We start from the raw sequence: 16,142 nt of genomic DNA, 5'->3' as shown, positions 1-16,142 counted from the left end.
ACATGCGGGCTTCAGTGCCACGCTTCCGACAGGCGCCGCGTGACGACCGAGCTGAGAATGCGCACGCCGCGCGTCGAGCCGGGATCGATGCCGGTGAGCTCCCGCACCCGGCGGAGGCGATAGTCCAGGGTGCGGGGGTGGACGTTGAGGGCCGCCGCCGCGGCGCCGCGGTGCATGTCGTGGCGGTAGTACGCGTCAAGCGTGACAACGAGGTCCGGACCGGGCCGCAGGCTCCGGCCCACGGCGCGGAGCCATGCGTCGACGAACGGCGCGTCGGCGACGGCGAGTTCCACGAACACGTCCGACATGGTGTGCGGCCGCGGCCGAGCGGACGCCCGTCGCAGCGGCGCCGCCCTGCTGACCCGCCGGGCCAGGTCGAGGGCGTCGGCAACCTCGGACAGCGATGAGGTGACGGTGCCGGCGGCGCAGGGGCGACCCAGGGCCTGGGCGAAGTCCCGTACGAGATCGGATACCGGGTCGGGCACGGAGTGCGGCTGTACGGTCTCGGCGTTACCGGACCCCGTAGACGCCGGGGGTGCGGCGGGACGTAAGGGAATCAAGGCGATCAGCTCACCGCTCCTGCTTCCCTTGCCCGGCCACCATGTGATCGGCGCGTGGTGGGTTTTCACCAGCACTTCGATCTCGCTCTCCAGGTCGCGATCGCCGACGGGACGGTCCGGCACCCGGATCACCGTCACCGCGCAGTGCTCGGGCAGTTCTATGCCCAGGGCCGAGGCGAGTCCCGCCGATATGGGGTCTCCTTTCAGCAATGACCTGGCCAGCAGGGCGGCCTGTTCGACGTACGGCAGACGGTGTCGCAGCGCCGTCACGAATCCCTGACTGTAGGCACGGATACCGCGTTCTCCCTGCGGGGCGAACCAGTGCATCATCCGCATGAGTTCGCCGACTCCGACGCCGACTCCGACGCCGCGCTGAGCGTCGGTCGCTTCGTTGATCTCGCGCAGCATGAGTGAGGTGTGCAGTCGCAGGACCCGCTGCCGTGCGTCCAGCGACATCCCCGCCGCGGCCCTCGTCTCGCCGATCGCGGCGATGTAGCCGAGGTCGTCGTCGCTCAGTTCGCTGTTGTCCGGGGAGAGTTCGATCGTACGGCGGCGGAACCACAACGCGTACTCCAGCGTCTCGGCCCGTGCCCGGGAGTTCGTGTCCAGGAACTCGAGCTCCGCGATCTCGCGCGCGTACGCCTCGACCTCCCGGCGCGCGTTGGCCGACGCCTGCCGGGCCAACTCGGCGAAAAGGCTCTCCATGGGCGCGAGCATGCCATTCCGGTCGAAGAAGCCCCAGGGGAAATCCAGACGGCATTCATCACTCTGCGCACATCGGAGACGACCACGTCTGGGGCGCTTTGTCACAGTGCGCAAAATCCCTTGATCGGAGCATAACCATCGCCTGTTCTCCTTGTGGAGGCACTGCGGACCGGCATTAATTGGAACCGCGTATCGGTACGTAAATCTCTTATCTGCGCGCCACTCAATGGTGCTTGCTCAATCGGGAGGGAAACACCGATGAAAGCAGGAACGAGAAAGAGAATCGCGGCGGCGGTAGCGGTCATGGCCACGTCGACAGCACTCATGCTGAGTGCGCCGGGCAGCGGTTCGGCCGCCCCCGCCGCCGCTCCCGGCCTCCGCGCGTTCGGGATCACGGGTGACGGCACCCAGATGGCCACGTTCACCACCGACCGGCCGAATGTGCTCGACTGGGTCAGGGACATCGTCGGCCTCAGTGGCGACACGGCTCTGATCGGCATCGACTTCCGGGTGCAGAACGGCCTCATGTACGGCGTCGGCGACAAGGGCGGCATCTACACGATCAAGACCCCGCCCGCCACCCCCGACGTCGTGATCACCAAGGTGTCCCAGCTCCAGTACTCGCTGCACGGCACGAACTTCGGCGTCGACTTCAACCCGGCCGCCGACCGGCTGCGCGTGGTCAGCGACAACGGCCAGAACCTGCGGCACAACCTCAACGACCACACGACCATCCAGGACCTGAACCTCACGACCCCGCCGGCCGAGGGCACGACCAAGGGCGTCTCCGCCGCCGCCTACACGAACAACGACCTCAACGGGGCCACCGGGACCACGCTCTTCGACGTCAACACGGCCGGCGACCAGATCGTCATCCAGTCGCCGGCCAACAACGGCACGCTGGCACCGACCGGCAGCCTCGGCATCGACGCGCAGACCAACGCGGGCCTGGACATCTTCAGCAGCCCGTCGGGCGGCAAGACGGTCAGCAACGCCGCCTACGCCACTCTCACCGCCTCCGGCGCCACCAGACCCTCCCTCTACAGCATCAACCTCTTCACCGGCGAGGCCACGCCCGTGTCCGACGCCCTCGGGTCCAGGTTCCCCCTGAACATCACGGACCTGGCCATCTCCCTCACCGGCAACTGAGCCCCTCCCACGGGTCACCCGCTCGCCGCGGACCCGGCTGCCCACGGACCGCGGCGAGCTCCGCCCACTGATCGCTGCCGCGGTGCCTGAGTCACCGCCCTGTCGGCTGCCTAGGCTGGGGCCATGAACGACGATGCGCGATGCCTGGCGAACTCCCGGGTCAACCTGGTGCCGGCGGTGCTGTCGCTGGCCAATCCGCCCTGGCAGCGGGACGTCTGGCTCGACCCGACGACGTTCGAGAACCTGGACCACATCTTCCACGTGCTCTTCGACGACTTCTGCGACGCCGACGAACCCGAGCGCTACCTCGGCACGAGTCTGCGGACGCAGGAGGAGGTCACCCTCATGCGGGAGCTCGGCGCGGCACTCAACACGGCCGCGGGCGAGGCGCCCCATGACACCGATGCCGAGCACCTCATGGCGGCCTCCTGGCCCGACGTCGTGGCCGTCGCCGGACGGCTCGCTCACGTCATGGTGGGCAACGACCTGGCGGAACTCGTCGCGCTGCACGAGGCCTGACCCGCGAGCAACGCGAGCAACGCGTGTAACGCAGGAAGAAGCGGCACCCCCGCACAGGATGCCGCCCCTTCATCGCGAACCGGAACCGCCGCCGCATCGGTACTGAGGGTCGGGGACACGGCGGCGGTCCCGGGGTTTGGTTACCGGTGGTCTACCGGCGGGCTATCGGTGGTCGCTGCCCGTGGAGTGGGACGCGGCGCGGCCGGCCTCCAGGCGGGCCACCGGGATGCGGAACGGGGAGCAGGAGACGTAGTCCAGGCCCACCTCGTGGAAGAAGTGCACGGACTCCGGGTCGCCCCCGTGCTCGCCGCAGACGCCGAGCTTGAGGTCGGGGCGGGTGGCCCGGCCCGCCGCCACCGCGTCGCGGACCAGCTTGCCGACGCCGTCCTTGTCGATGGTCTCGAAGGGGGAGACCCCGAAGATGCCCTTCTCCAGGTACGCCGTGAAGAACGAGGCTTCGACGTCGTCGCGGGAGAAGCCCCAGACCGTCTGCGTGAGGTCGTTCGTGCCGAAGGAGAAGAACTCCGCGGCCTCCGCGATCTGGTCGGCCGTGAGGGCCGCGCGCGGGAGCTCGATCATCGTGCCGAGCGCCAGCTTCAGGTCGACGCCGGTCGTCTCGATGACCTCGGCGATGACCTGCTCGGCCTCCTCGCGGACGATCTCCAGCTCCTGGACGGTGCCGACGAGCGGAATCATGATCTCGACGCGCGGGTCGCCCTTGGCGTTCTTGCGTTCGGCCGCGGCCTCGGCGATCGCACGGACCTGCATGGTGAACAGGCCGGGGATGACCAGGCCGAGGCGTACGCCGCGCAGGCCCAGCATCGGGTTCTGCTCGTGCAGGCGGTGGACGGCCTGGAGCAGGCGCAGGTCGTTCTCGTTGGCGTCCTTGCGGGACTCGGCGAGGGCGACGCGGACCGAGAGTTCCGTGATGTCGGGGAGGAACTCGTGCAGCGGCGGGTCGAGGAGGCGGACCGTGACCGGGAGGCCGTCCATCGCCTCGAAGAGCTCCACGAAGTCCCGCTTCTGGAGCGGGAGGAGTTCCTTCAGCGCGTCCTCGCGCTCGCCGTCCGCGTCCGCGAGGATCAGGCGCTCGACCATCTCGCGGCGTTCACCGAGGAACATGTGCTCGGTGCGGCACAGGCCGATGCCCTGCGCGCCGAAGCGGCGGGCACGGAGAGCGTCCTCGGCGTTGTCCGCGTTGGCGCGGACACGGAGCCGACGTACCCGGTCCGCGTACGCCATGATCCGGTGCACTGCGGCGACCAGCTCGTCCGCGTCGTCGGCGCCCGCGTGCATGCGGCCCTCGAAGTACTCCACGACGGGGGAGGGGACCACGGGCACCTCGCCCAGGTAGACCTTGCCCGTCGAGCCGTCGATGGAGACGACGTCGCCCTCCTCGACGACGGTCTCGCCCACCGTCATCCGGCGGCGCTTCGTGTCGACCTCCAGGTCCTCCGCGCCGCACACACAGGTCTTGCCCATGCCGCGCGCCACGACGGCGGCGTGGGAGGTCTTGCCGCCGCGCGAGGTCAGGATGCCCTCGGCCGCGATCATGCCGTCGAGGTCGTCGGGGTTGGTCTCGCGGCGGATCAGGATGACCTTCTCGCCCGAACGCGACCACTTGATCGCGGTGTACGAGTCGAAGACCGCCTTGCCGACCGCGGCACCGGGTGACGCGGCGATGCCACGGCCCAGCTGCTCGACCGACGCGCCCTCGTCGAAGCGGGGGAACATGAGCTGCGCGAGCTGGGCGCCGTTGACGCGCTGGAGGGCCTCGGCCTCGTCGATGAGGCCCTGGTCCACGAGCTGCGTCGCGATGCGGAAGGCGGCACCGGCGGTGCGCTTGCCGACGCGGGTCTGCAGCATCCACAGCTGGCCGCGCTCAATGGTGAACTCGATGTCGCACAGGTCCTTGTAGTGCGTTTCGAGGGTCTCCATGATCTGCATGAGCTGGTCGTACGACTTCTTGTCGATCTGCTCCAGATCGGCGAGCGGGACCGTGTTGCGGATGCCCGCGACGACGTCCTCGCCCTGCGCGTTCTGCAGGTAGTCGCCGTACACGCCCTGGTGGCCGCTGGCCGGGTCGCGGGTGAACGCGACGCCCGTGCCGGAGTCGGGGCCGAGGTTGCCGAAGACCATCGAGCAGACGTTGACGGCCGTGCCGAGGTCGCCGGGGATGCGCTCCTGGCGGCGGTAGAGCTTGGCGCGGTCGGTGTTCCACGACTCGAAGACCGAACGGATCGCGAGGTCCATCTGCTCGCGCGGGTCCTGCGGGAAGTCCCGCCCCGCCTCCGTCTTGACGATCTTCTTGAACTTGGTGACCAGCTTCTTCAGGTCGGCGGCCTCGAGGTCCGTGTCGACCGTGACCTTCTTGGTCTCCTTGGCCTTCTCCAGGGCGTCCTCGAAGAGTTCGCCGTCGACGCCGAGGACGGTCTTGCCGAACATCTGGATGAGCCGGCGGTAGGAGTCCCACGCGAAGCGGTCGTCGCCGGACTGCTTGGCGAGGCCGGTGACCGACTTGTCGGAGAGTCCGATGTTCAGGACCGTGTCCATCATGCCGGGCATCGAGAACTTGGCGCCGGAGCGGACCGAGACGAGCAGCGGGTCGTCGGCCTGGCCGAGCTTCTTGCCCATCTTCTTCTCGAGGGCGTCGAGGTGCGCACTCACCTCGTCCCGCAGCTCGACGGGCTCCTCGCCGCTGTCGAGGTACGTCTTGCAGGCCTCGGTGGTGATCGTGAAGCCCGGAGGGACGGGCAGCCCGAGGTTGGTCATCTCGGCGAGGTTCGCGCCCTTCCCGCCGAGAAGGTCCTTGAGGTCCTTGTTGCCCTCGGTGAAGTCGTAGACGAACTTCACGCTCTCGCTCGTGTGAGCTACGTGGGGATCTTTGTTTTCCGACACGGGTCTCGACTCCTCGAGAGCTCGGTGGCTGCCCTGACGGCGAGGAACATACCCAGATCGAAGGCACCTGGGTACGTCCACTTGTGCGTCATGCGGCCGTAACCACCCGTCCGCCGCTAGATCGAAAGTGACTGGGCGGTAGCCGAGATCTCGATCATGTGTTTAAGTCTTGAACGCTCACCCTCCCCGTTACCCACTAAACGCTCAGATGAGCGGCTAGAACTCAGATGTGAGTTCACGTCGTGAATGATCGAGCAGTGGCACTGAGTGCCACCCCTTGGAGAAGTGCAGCCGCGCACGAAGCGCTCATCTGAGCGCAACCCCTATCAGGGGTGGCGAGAATCACGCCGTTTCAAGCGGCCCGATGTCAGCATCCGGACCCCCTGTGGACGGCCTGCGGGCGGTCCGGGCTCCCTGAAGTGCGGTGGAGTGCTTCGCCGACGGCGGCGAGGGAACGGAGTTCCGGACAGATCTCGGCGATCTCAGTCGTCGATCCCCGACCTCTCCACCCCCGCCACGATCCACCGCTGGAAGAACAGGAAGACCACGAGCAGCGGCACGATCGACACCGCGGCCGCTACGAACAGCACGTGCAAGCGGATGACCTGGGACGTCGTGAACGTGGCCAGGGCGACCTGGACCGTCCAGGCGTCGCGGTCCTGGCCGATGACCAGGGGCCACAGGAAGGAGTTCCACGCGCCGATGAACACGATCGTGCCGACGGCGGCGAAGGCGGGGCGGGAGTTCGGGACGACCACGCGCCAGTACGTACGCCAGTAGCCCAGGCCGTCCACCCGTGCCGCGTCCTCCAGTTCCCTCGGGAAGCCCAGGAAGTACTGGCGGAAGACGAAGCACGCGAAGGCCGAGAAGAGGGTCGGGACGATCAGGCCGCGCAGGGTCGAGACCCAGCCGAGGGACGAGACCAGGACGAAGCTCGGGACGAAGGCGACGGCCGCCGGGACCATCATCGTGCCGAGGATGGCGTAGAAGACGTGGTCGGCGTAGCGGTAGGGGATGCGGGCCAGGCCGTAGCCCGCGAGGGAGGCGAGGAGCAGGGTGCCGATCGTTGTCGCGATCGCGATCAGCGAGGAGTTGAGCAGGGCCCTGGCCATCGGGACCGTCGGGTCGTCGAAGAGCTCGGTGATGTTCGACCAGTGCAGCGTGGAGGGGAAGAACGTCCAGTCGGGGGACGTGATGTCGTCCTCGGACGCCAGGCCGTTGCGTACGAGGAGGTAGAAGGGGATCAGGAAGAGGAGTGCCAGGGCGATGAGGAGGGCTACGCGCAGGGCGCGGCCCGCTCTGACCAGGGCGTCGTCCGTCGACCTGTTGCGGGGTGCGGTCGCGGAGCGTTTTGCGGGTGCGGTCGCGGGACGTTTGACGGGTGCGGTCATGGGGGTCAGTCCTCCTTTCTGCCCAGGCCGAACCAGCGCGCCTGGCCGATCGTCACCACCGCGATGATCAGTGCGAGGAGCACGGCGCCCGCGCTGCCGAGTCCGAGGTTCTGCTCGCGGCCGAGCGCCGTGTAGTAGAGGTAGACGAGCGGCGGGCGGGCGTGCGGCGGGTAGCCGCTGGAGGTCGAGAGCAGGTTGTAGAACTCGTCGAAGGCCTGGAACGCGTTGATGACGAGCAGCAGCGTGACGGCGACGGAGGTCGCGCGCAGCTGGGGGAGCGTGATGTGGCGCAGGACCTGCCAGCCGGGCCGGGCGCCGTCCACCGCCGCCGCCTCGTAGAGGGTGGGGGAGATGCGTTGCAGGCCCGCCAGGAACAGGATCATGTAGAAGCCCGCCTGGAGCCAGAGCCGTACGGTGACGATGACCAGCCAGTACCAGGGCGGTTCCGTGGTCGACAGCCATGCCGTCTGGTCGACGCCGAACCAGCCGAGGACGGTGTTGGCGAGCCCGAACCGCACCCCGTTGAAGATCGACAGCTTCCAGATCATCGCCGCCACGACGTAACTGCACGCCGCCGGTAGGAAGAAGACCGAGCGGAAGAACGCCTGGGCGCGGCGCAGGCGGTTCACCATCAGGGCGAGCGCGAGCGACAGGACGAAGGTCGTGGGGACGATGAACGCCGAGAAGACCGCGAAGGTGACGAGGCTGTCGGTGAACGCGTCGTTCCGCAGCATCGACGTGTAGTTGTCGAAGCCGATGAAGTCGTCGGGCGAGACGGTGTTGTGGGCGTCGAAGAAGCTGAGGTAGACGCTCCAGGCGAGCGGCACGTACGTGAAGAGGATCAGGCCCAGCGCGAACGGCCCGACGAAGACCCAGAACCAGAGGGTGCGGTTCTGACTGCCCAGGAGTCGGCTCACGAGTCCTTCTTGACCCGGTCCAGTTCCGCCCGCACCTTGCGTACGACGGACTTGAGCTCGCTCTCCGGGTTCGCGCCGGACTTGATGATCCGGCTCAGCGCGTCCTGGTACGCGGTGCGGCTCGCCGGGGTCCACAGCAGCGGCTCGGAGTAGCCGTACTCGGTGGAGTAGCGCACCGCGTCCGCCGCCGCGCCCTCCTTCAGTTTGGCGGCCTTCTTCGCGAGGGAGAGTCTGGCCGGGATGTGGAAGCCGTACGAGAGCGCGAAGTCCTCCTGGTAGTCGGACTTGTCGATCCAGAGCCACTTGAGGAAGTCCTTCGCCTGCTCCTTGTGGTCGCTGCGGGCGCTCACCGCCGCGCCGTACGACCCCACGGGCAGCGACGGCTTCCCGTCGGTGCCGTCGGCGGGCAGCGCCAGCACGCCGAAGTCGTCGCCCAGCTCCTTCCGCACGGCGGGCAGCGCCCACAGACCGCACCACTGCATGGCGCACAGCTCCTGCACGAACGCCGACGGGTCCGACCAGTCGGCGGGCGCGCCGAGCAGCAGCGACTTGTCGGCGTACAGCTGGCGCAGCTTGCCCAGGGCGCGGGCGGCCGCCGGGTCGTCGAAGCCGACCTCGCCGTCCTCGGTGACGGAGGACAGGCCCGCCGCGTACAGGGGCGTGACGCCGAGGGCGCCCGCTCCGCCGTCGTTGCCGAGGAAGAGGCCCTTCACGTCCTTCGTGGTCAGCGCCTTCGCCGCGTCGACCAGCTCGTCCAGGCTCTTCGGCGGCTCGACGCCCGCGTCGTCGAGCAGGCTCCTGCGGTAGTAGAGCAGGTGCATGTCGACGACCTGCGGGATCGCCCAGATCTTCCCGTCGTACGTCTTGGGGGCGAGGACCGCCGGGTTGAAGTCGTCCTTCACGCCGTCGAACAGCTCGGTGAGGTCGACGACCTGGCCCTGCCTGATCTGGTCCAGGGACGGGCCGTTGACCTCGAACACGTCGGGGCCCGAGTCGGTGAGGAGCGCGGCCGCGGTCTGCTCGTCGTAGTTGCCGGGGCGCCACTGGACGCTGACGTTCGCTTTCTTGTACGCCGCCGCGTACCGCTTCACGGCGTCCTCGGTGCCCGGTTCGCCGTACTGGTGGTACCACTGCGCGAGCCGCGGGCCCTTGCCGCCCGAGCCGCCGCCGTCGCGTCCCGTGTTGGACCCGCACGCGGTGAGCAGCCCGAGGGCGGCGCCCGCCGCACCCGTCCCGAGAAGTGTCCTGCGGCTGATGGCCATGCTGGTCGTCCCCCTGCGTGACGTAGGTGTGTGCCGGGCCCAACGATCAACCATGCAGAGGGATTACGACAGGGGTGTTGCGGCCGAGTGTCGACCCGCCCGTACGCCGTGAATCCGTCAGTGCCGCGTAAAGGAGGACCCATCGTGTGTATGCACCACGTCAAGGACGACGCCGAGGCTCCGCGGACGTTCTACGGTGCCGCACATGGGACACAACAGGACGAGACAGGGCGTCGTACGGACGGGGGCGGGGGAGCCGTACGGAGCCGAGACCCCGTACGCGACTGTCTCGGACCGCAACTGGGCGCACGACGTACGATCCGGCGTCTTCTGCGCGTTCGCGCTCTTCGGGCTCGTCCTCCTCATCGACTGGGCCAACGGCACGCTCGGCCTCGTCCGCGCCGCCTGCCTCTGGGTGCCGCTCTCCGTACTGCTGTACGCGGTGCTGCACCCGGTGCGGGTGACGGCGGGCCCCGGCTGGCTGGCGGTACGGGGACTCGGCCGCCGCAAGCACGTCTGCACCTGCCTCCTCACCGCCGTGCGGTACGACGAGGGCGTCGCCGCGCGCCTCGTCCTGTGCGACTCGCTGGGCAACCGCGTCGAGCTCGACCCGCAGGTCCTCGTCGACAACCCGCTGCTCCTGCACCGCCTCGACACGGGGGCACGCTCCGCGCTGGAAGCGGGGTTGCTGCGGACCGGCCACGTCGAGCTGCGACGCCTCACCGAGCGCGCCGACAACACGACGGCGCGCGGCGTCTTCGAGGCGTCCGACCTGCACTGAGCGGGACCTTCGGCCCTGGGAGCGGTCGGGCGGGGGGTGGACCGTGGGACCATGGACATCTCGTATTCCGTGGACACGGCACCCGCCGCCCGTGTCACAGTCGTACGTGTGGACATCACGACCCGCGCCGACCTCGACGTGCTCCTGCGCCGCTTCTACACGGCGGCCTTCGCCGATCCGCTGATCGGCCCCTTCTTCACGGAGATCGCCGGCACCGACCTCGACGTGCACATGCCGCGCATCACCGACTTCTGGGAGCGCGCGCTCTTCCGTTCCGCCGAGTACCGCCGCGACGCGTTCGCGCCGCACGCCGTGCTGTACTCCGCCCGCCCCCTCACCGCCGAGCACTTCGGCCGTTGGGTGCAGCTGTGGCACGCCACGGTCGACGGACTGCACCGGGGGCCGAACGCGGACCGCGCGAAGGCGCAGGGGGAGCGGATCGCGGTCGCCCTGCTGCGCCGACTGGGCGGCAGGGACGCGTCGACCGAGGGCGAGGGCCCCGGGTTCGTCCCGCTGGCGGCGCTGCGACTGCGCGGGGCGGCCTGACCCACACCACCGGTCCGGAGGTCAGTCCTTCAGGCCCTCGTACCGCACCCCGGTCAGCCCCTCGGACGCCGCCCACAGCCGCTCACCCGCCACATCGTTGCGCGTCCACTTCGCCCGCCAGGACCGTGTCGGCGACCCGCGCCACCCGAGCGGGCCGGGTCCGGTGAACGAGTCGGGCCGTATGCCCCGCGCCGTCGCCGCATACAGCGTGGGCAGTGCGCCGGCCGCGGCGGGCTGCGCGACGACGCGGTTGGCGAGCGCCGCGAAGCGTTCCGCGCCCCTGCGGCCCTCCATCCTGGGTCCCGCGCTCTGCAGGTTGGTCGAGGCGTAGCCCGGGTGGGCGGCGGCCGCGACGGTGTCGGCGCCGGTCGCGGCCAGGCGGCGGGCCAGCTCGTGGGTGAAGAGGAGGTTGGCCGTCTTGGAGCGCCCGTAGGCGATCCAGCGGCGGTAGTGGCGCTCGCTGTTGAGGTCGCCGATGTCGATGTTGGCGAGCGCGTGCAGGCCGGACGACACGGTGACGACGCGCGCCCCCGGGGTCTCCATGATGCGGGGGAGCAGCAGCCCGGTGAGGGCGTAGTGCCCGAGGTGGTTGACGCCGAACTGGGTCTCGAAGCCGTCGGCGGTGCGGCGGTAGGGGAGTGCCATCACGCCCGCGTTGTTGATCAGCAGGTCGAGGTGCGTGCTGTCGAACGCGTCCGCGAACTCCCGTACGGACGCCAGGTTCCCGAGGTCGAGGGCGCGGAACTCGGCGTGGGCGCCGGGCACTTCACTGAGCAGCCGCCCTACCGCCACGCCCCCGCGCTCCTCGCTGCGGCAGGCGAGGACGACGCGGGCGCCGCGGCGGGCGAGTTCACGCGCCGTGACGTAGCCGATGCCGCTGTTGGCGCCGGTGACCACGGCGGTGCGGCCGCTCTGGTCGGGGATGTCGTGCGCGGTCCACGCCGCCATAACAGGGCTCCTCGTCGTCGGCTCTCGTCCACCGTTGCTCACCAACCGTAAGCGGGGGACGGAGCCTACGGCAGGGCGCCGCCGTTCAGGCCGCGGCGCCGCCGTCGATCACCAGATCGGCGCCGACCACCGAGCCGGACTCGTCGGAGGCCAGGTACAGCACCGCCGCGGCGACCTCCTCCGTCGTCACCACGCGGCCCAGCGGCGTCGCCTTCCGCATGCGGGCCGCGCGGTCGGCCTCGGTCTCGCCGGGGCGGAACGACATGGTGGTGTCGGAGGAGCCGGGGCTGACGGTGTTGATGCGGACGCCGTCCCGGATGTGCTCGGCGGCGGCCGCGCGGCTCAGCGCGGAGACGGCCGCCTTGGTCGCTCCGTAGGCCGCCGTGCCCGGCGTGCTGGTGTGCGCGCCGAGGGTGGAGCCGATGTTGACGACGGCGCCGCCCGCGGGCTGCGTGCGCATCTGCTTGACCTCGGCCTGGAGGGCTAGCAGTACGCCGGTGACGTTGATGTCGAGCATCGTGCGCCAGTCCTCCTCGGGCAGCTCGGCGACCGGCTGTCCGGCGCGCAGGACGCCCGCGTTGTTCACGGCGACGTCGAGGGAGCCGAAGCGGTCGACGGTGGCGGTGACGAGCGAGGCGAGGTCGGCGGAGCGGGAGACGTCGGCGGTGACGACGAGCGCCTTGCCGCCCGCCGCCTCTATGAGGTCCGCCGTCTCCTTCAGGGGGCCCTCGGTGCGTCCGGCTACGACGACGTTCGCGCCCTCGGCGGTGAAGGCGAGCGCGATGGCACGGCCGAGGCCGGAGCCGCCGCCGGTGACGAGGGCGGTGCGGCCCGCGAAACGGGTGCGGGGAGCGTGAGCAGTCATGACGGACTCTTTTCTTGACCGATCGGTTCAATATGAGGGCAAATAAAAGTGGGCTGCGCGTACGGGGTCGTAAGGAACGGCGGGTGGGCCGTCAGTCGAGCAGGGTCAGTGCCTGCTCCACCGCGTCCCGCACCCGCGCCGGGTCCTTGGACGCCTTGCCGACCACCCGCAGGCCCTGCATCAGGACGAGCAGCATGCGGGCGAGCGTCAGCGGATCGCGGCCCTCGGGCAGCTCGCCCTGCGCCCGCGCCCGGACGAGCGCGGAGTGCAGCAGCGTCTCCATGTGCTCCCAGCTGCGCTCGACGCAGCGGGCCGCGGGTTCGTCGTGCGGACCGAGCTCGGCCGCCGTGTTCGTGATGAAACAGCCGGTCAGGCGCCCGTCGCCGGTGGACGTCTCGCTGCCGAAGCGGTGCAGCAGGGCGCGGACGGCGGGCAGGGCGGGGCCCGGCCGGGAGAGCTCGGTGAGCAGGAGCGGGTTCTGCTGCGCCGCGTACCGCTCCAGCGCCTTCAGATACAGCTCGTGCTTGTTCCCGAAGGTCGCGTAGATGCTGGCGCGCCCGATGCCGAGCGCCTCGACGAGGTCCGCCATCGACGTCGCCTCGTAGCCGCGCCGCCAGAACAGCTCCAGGGCCGACTGCAGCGCGGCGTCCGGATCGAATTCCTTGGTCCTGGCCACGGGGAGGACGCTACGCCGTTCTGGAACGATCGGTCAAGCAACTCGTACCGGGTGCACCGCCACCGACACCTCCTCGTCGTCCAGACACCGCCCCGTCTCCAGGTCGAAGCGCTGCTTCAGGAGCGGCGAGGCGACGAACGGCCGCCCCTGCTCCGTTCCGAGCAGGCCCCGGGAGAGGACCGCCGCGCCCGTGAACGGGTCACGGTTGTCGATCGCGTACGCGCGGCCCTCGCGGTCGAGGAAGAGCGCGGCCTGCCGGCCGTCGGGCAGCAGGGCCGCGAGCCCCCGGCCCGGCATCAGCTGCGTACGGTCGCAGACCTCGAACCAGTTCTCGTCGAGGCGGAGTTGGATCCTTACGGAGGTCGAGCCGCTCATCGCGTGGCTCCTTCCAGGGGGCGGGGGCCGATGGACAGAAGGGGGAGGTCGGGCTTGATCTGGTCGCGCTCGGGGACGAAGCCGACGGTGGGGTCCGGCACGCCCGGCGCGTTCACGAAGGAGACGAAGCGCGCGAGCCGCTCCGGGTCGTCCAGGGTCTCGGCCCACTCGTCGCGGTAGTGCGTGACGTGCGCGGCCATCAGCGACTCCAGCTCGTCGCAGATGCCCAGCGAATCGTGGACGACGACGTCGCGCACGTGGTCGAGGCCGCCGTCGATCCGGTCGAGCCAGGCCGCGGTGCGCTCCAGGCGGTCCGCGGTGCGGATGTAGAACATCAGGAACCGATCGATGAGGCGCACCAGTTCGGCGTCGCTCAGGTCCTGCGCGAGCAGGTCCGCGTGGCGCGGGGTCGCGCCGCCGTTCCCGCCGACGTACAGGTTCCAGCCGCTCGCCGTGGCGATGACGCCGAAGTCCTTGGACTGGGCCTCCGCGCACTCGCGGGCACACCCGGACACCGCCGACTTCAGCTTGTGCGGGGCGCGCAGGCCCCGGTAGCGCAGCTCCAGGTCGATGGCCATGCGGACCGAGTCCTGCACGCCGTAGCGACACCAGGTCTGCCCGACGCAGGACTTCACGGTGCGCAGCGCCTTGCCGTACGCGTGGCCCGACTCGAAACCCGCGTCCACCAGGCGCGTCCAGATCATGGGGAGCTGCTCGACGCGCGCGCCGAACAAATCGATGCGCTGGCCGCCGGTGATCTTCGTGTAGAGCCCGAAGTCCCGCGCCACCTCGCCGATGACGATCAGCTTCTCCGGGGTGATCTCGCCGCCGGGGATGCGCGGCACCACCGAATAGGAGCCGTTCTTCTGGAGGTTGGCGAGGAAGTGGTCGTTGGTGTCCTGCAGCGCGGCCTGCTCACCGTCCAGGACGTACCCCTTCGCGCCGATCGACGGCGCGAGCGACGCGATGATCGAGCCGACCGCGGGCTTGCACTCGTCGCAGCCCTCACCGCCGCGCGCCCCCTCGCGGCCGTGCCCGTCGAGCAGCTCGCGGAAGGAGGTGACGCGCAGGGCGCGCACGATCTCGTACAGCTCCTGGCGGGTCTGCGCGAAGCAGCCGCACAGCCCGTCGTCACCGCTCTTCGGCAGCAGCTGCCCGATCACCTTGAGACAACTGCCGCAGCCCGTCCCCGCCTTGGTGCACTTCTTCACCTCGGGCAGGCTGGAGCAGACGCAGATGGCGTCCTTGGTGACGTTGTGGCAGTTGCAGATCACCGCGGAGCCGGGCAGCGACTCCGGGCCGAGCGCGACGGGGGCGCCCGCGCCCGCGGGCAGCACCAGCTGTTCGGCGGGCACCGGCGGCACGGATCCGGTGAGCGGCCGCAGCACCCCGTACTGCTCCGCGTCGCCGACGAGGATGCCGCCGAGCAGCTCGCCGTCGGGCGACATCACCAGCTTCTTGTACGTTCCCGAGCGCGAGTCCGTGTAGACGACGTCGAGGCAGCCCTCCGCCGCGCCGTGCGCGTCGCCGAACGACGCGACGTCGACGCCGAGGAGCTTCAGCTTGGTGGAGAGGTCGGCGCCGGTGAAGCTCGCCTCCTGCGCGGCGATGTCGGCGGCCGCGGTCTGCGCCATCTCGTAACCGGGTGCGACCAGACCGTAGACGCGGCCGTCCGCCGCCAGCGCGCACTCGCCGATCGCGTACACGTCCGGGTCGCTGGTGCGGCACTGCTCGTCGACCGTGATGCCGCCGCGCTCGCCGACGGCGAGACCGTGCTCGCGGGCCAGCTGGTCACGCGGCCGCACGCCCGCCGAGAACACCACGAGGTCCGTGGCGAGTTCGCTCCCGTCGGACAGCTTCATGCCCGTCACGGCGCCGTCCTCGCCGGTCACGATCTCCTGCGTGCCGGTGCCGGTGTGCACGCTCAGGCCCATGCCGGTGATGGTCCGCAGGAGCGCGGCGCCGCCGCCCTCGTCGACCTGCACCGGCATGAGGCGCGGCGCGAACTCCACGACGTGCGTGGCGAGTCCGAGCCCCTTCAGGGCGCCCGCCGCCTCCAGGCCGAGCAGCCCGCCGCCGACGACCGCGCCGGTCGTCGCGTGCTGCTTCGCGTACTCCTCGATGGCCAGCAGGTCCTCGATGGTGCGGTAGACGAAGCAGCCCGTCGCGTCCTTGCCGGGCACCGGCGGCACGAACGGGTAGGAGCCGGTCGCGAGCACGAGCTTGTCGTACGCGAACACGGCGCCCGAGCGCGCGGTGACCGTCCTCGCCTCGCGGTCGAAGCTCTCCGCCGCGTCGCCGACGTACAGCTCGATGCCGTGCTCGTCGAGGAACTCCCGGTCGGTGAGGGAGAGGTCGTCGGGGGTGCGGCCCGAGAAGTACGAGGTGAGCTGCACGCGGTCGTAGGCCGGACGCGGCTCCTCGCACAGCACCACGACGCGGTGGCTCGACGTGAGGCCCTGCGCGGCGGCGGCTTCGAGGAAACGCTGGCCGACCATGCCGTGGCCGACGAGCACGAGGGTGGGGCGGGGGAGCGGGTTCGTTGGCATG

14 protein-coding genes are annotated in these 16,142 nt (G+C 70.0%); 4 read left to right on the top strand and 10 right to left on the bottom strand.

What is annotated here, in order from left to right:
- Window positions 1-11: 11 nt before the first annotated feature.
- Window positions 12-1,265 (bottom strand): PucR family transcriptional regulator, encoded by a 1,254-nt coding sequence (locus NOO62_RS13290; protein ID WP_268771098.1) that lies wholly within the window; start codon window positions 1,263-1,265, stop codon window positions 12-14.
- A gap of 303 nt (window positions 1,266-1,568) precedes the next feature.
- Here NOO62_RS13290 and NOO62_RS13285 point away from each other — a divergent pair, with 303 nt between their 5' ends.
- The gene (locus NOO62_RS13285; protein WP_268771097.1) at window positions 1,569-2,414 is read left to right on the top strand and encodes a DUF4394 domain-containing protein; all 846 of its coding nucleotides are present in this window, start codon (window positions 1,569-1,571) and stop codon (window positions 2,412-2,414) included.
- Between the two features lie 123 nt (window positions 2,415-2,537).
- A complete protein-coding gene (locus NOO62_RS13280; protein ID WP_268771096.1) occupies window positions 2,538-2,933 on the top strand; it encodes an SCO4402 family protein in 396 nt (131 codons plus the stop codon).
- A 162-nt stretch (window positions 2,934-3,095) separates the two neighbouring features.
- On the opposite strand, the gene ppdK is transcribed toward NOO62_RS13280, so the two are convergent.
- The 4 genes from ppdK to NOO62_RS13260 all read right to left on the bottom strand — a co-directional run bounded on the left by ppdK (window position 3,096) and on the right by NOO62_RS13260 (window position 9,401).
- A complete protein-coding gene (gene ppdK / locus NOO62_RS13275) occupies window positions 3,096-5,831 on the bottom strand; it encodes a pyruvate, phosphate dikinase (RefSeq protein WP_268771095.1) in 2,736 nt (911 codons plus the stop codon).
- A gap of 482 nt (window positions 5,832-6,313) precedes the next feature.
- A complete protein-coding gene (locus NOO62_RS13270; RefSeq protein ID WP_268771094.1) occupies window positions 6,314-7,222 on the bottom strand; it encodes a carbohydrate ABC transporter permease in 909 nt (302 codons plus the stop codon).
- 5 nt (window positions 7,223-7,227) lie between these two features.
- The gene (locus NOO62_RS13265; protein ID WP_268771093.1) at window positions 7,228-8,139 is read right to left on the bottom strand and encodes a carbohydrate ABC transporter permease; all 912 of its coding nucleotides are present in this window, start codon (window positions 8,137-8,139) and stop codon (window positions 7,228-7,230) included.
- A complete protein-coding gene (locus NOO62_RS13260; protein WP_268771092.1) occupies window positions 8,136-9,401 on the bottom strand; it encodes an ABC transporter substrate-binding protein in 1,266 nt (421 codons plus the stop codon). The genes NOO62_RS13265 and NOO62_RS13260 overlap by 4 nt, the downstream gene beginning before the upstream one ends.
- Window positions 9,402-9,606: 205 nt before the next feature.
- On the opposite strand from NOO62_RS13260, the gene NOO62_RS13255 reads away from it, so the two are divergent.
- Together NOO62_RS13255 and NOO62_RS13250 are read left to right on the top strand one after the other, a co-directional pair.
- Window positions 9,607-10,182 carry a hypothetical protein gene (locus tag NOO62_RS13255; protein ID WP_268771091.1) on the top strand — a complete coding sequence of 192 codons (576 nt, stop codon included), beginning with the start codon at window positions 9,607-9,609 and terminating at the stop codon, window positions 10,180-10,182.
- A gap of 51 nt (window positions 10,183-10,233) precedes the next feature.
- Window positions 10,234-10,728, top strand: a complete 495-nt coding sequence (locus NOO62_RS13250) for a group III truncated hemoglobin (protein WP_268771090.1) — start codon at window positions 10,234-10,236, stop codon at window positions 10,726-10,728.
- Between the two features lie 21 nt (window positions 10,729-10,749).
- Here the strand turns inward: NOO62_RS13250 and NOO62_RS13245 are convergent, their stop codons facing one another.
- The 5 genes from NOO62_RS13245 to nirB form a co-directional block, all read right to left on the bottom strand.
- The gene (locus NOO62_RS13245; protein WP_268771089.1) at window positions 10,750-11,676 is read right to left on the bottom strand and encodes an oxidoreductase; all 927 of its coding nucleotides are present in this window, start codon (window positions 11,674-11,676) and stop codon (window positions 10,750-10,752) included.
- A gap of 85 nt (window positions 11,677-11,761) precedes the next feature.
- A complete protein-coding gene (locus tag NOO62_RS13240) occupies window positions 11,762-12,541 on the bottom strand; it encodes an SDR family NAD(P)-dependent oxidoreductase (protein WP_268771088.1) in 780 nt (259 codons plus the stop codon).
- Window positions 12,542-12,632: 91 nt separating this feature from the next.
- Window positions 12,633-13,217, bottom strand: a complete 585-nt coding sequence (locus NOO62_RS13235; RefSeq protein ID WP_268771087.1) for a TetR/AcrR family transcriptional regulator — start codon at window positions 13,215-13,217, stop codon at window positions 12,633-12,635.
- 33 nt (window positions 13,218-13,250) lie between these two features.
- Entirely contained in the window at window positions 13,251-13,592 is a 342-nt protein-coding gene (gene nirD / locus NOO62_RS13230) for a nitrite reductase small subunit NirD (protein WP_268771086.1), read from the bottom strand.
- Window positions 13,589-16,141 (bottom strand): nitrite reductase large subunit NirB, encoded by a 2,553-nt coding sequence (gene nirB / locus NOO62_RS13225; RefSeq protein WP_268771085.1) that lies wholly within the window; start codon window positions 16,139-16,141, stop codon window positions 13,589-13,591. Before nirB ends, nirD begins: the two co-directional genes overlap by 4 nt.
- Between the last annotated feature and the right edge of the window lies 1 nt (window position 16,142).

It is taken from the genome of Streptomyces sp. Je 1-369 (assembly GCF_026810505.1).
GTDB lineage: Bacteria > Actinomycetota > Actinomycetes > Streptomycetales > Streptomycetaceae > Streptomyces.
This window is presented reverse-complemented; position numbering and strand designations above follow the sequence as displayed.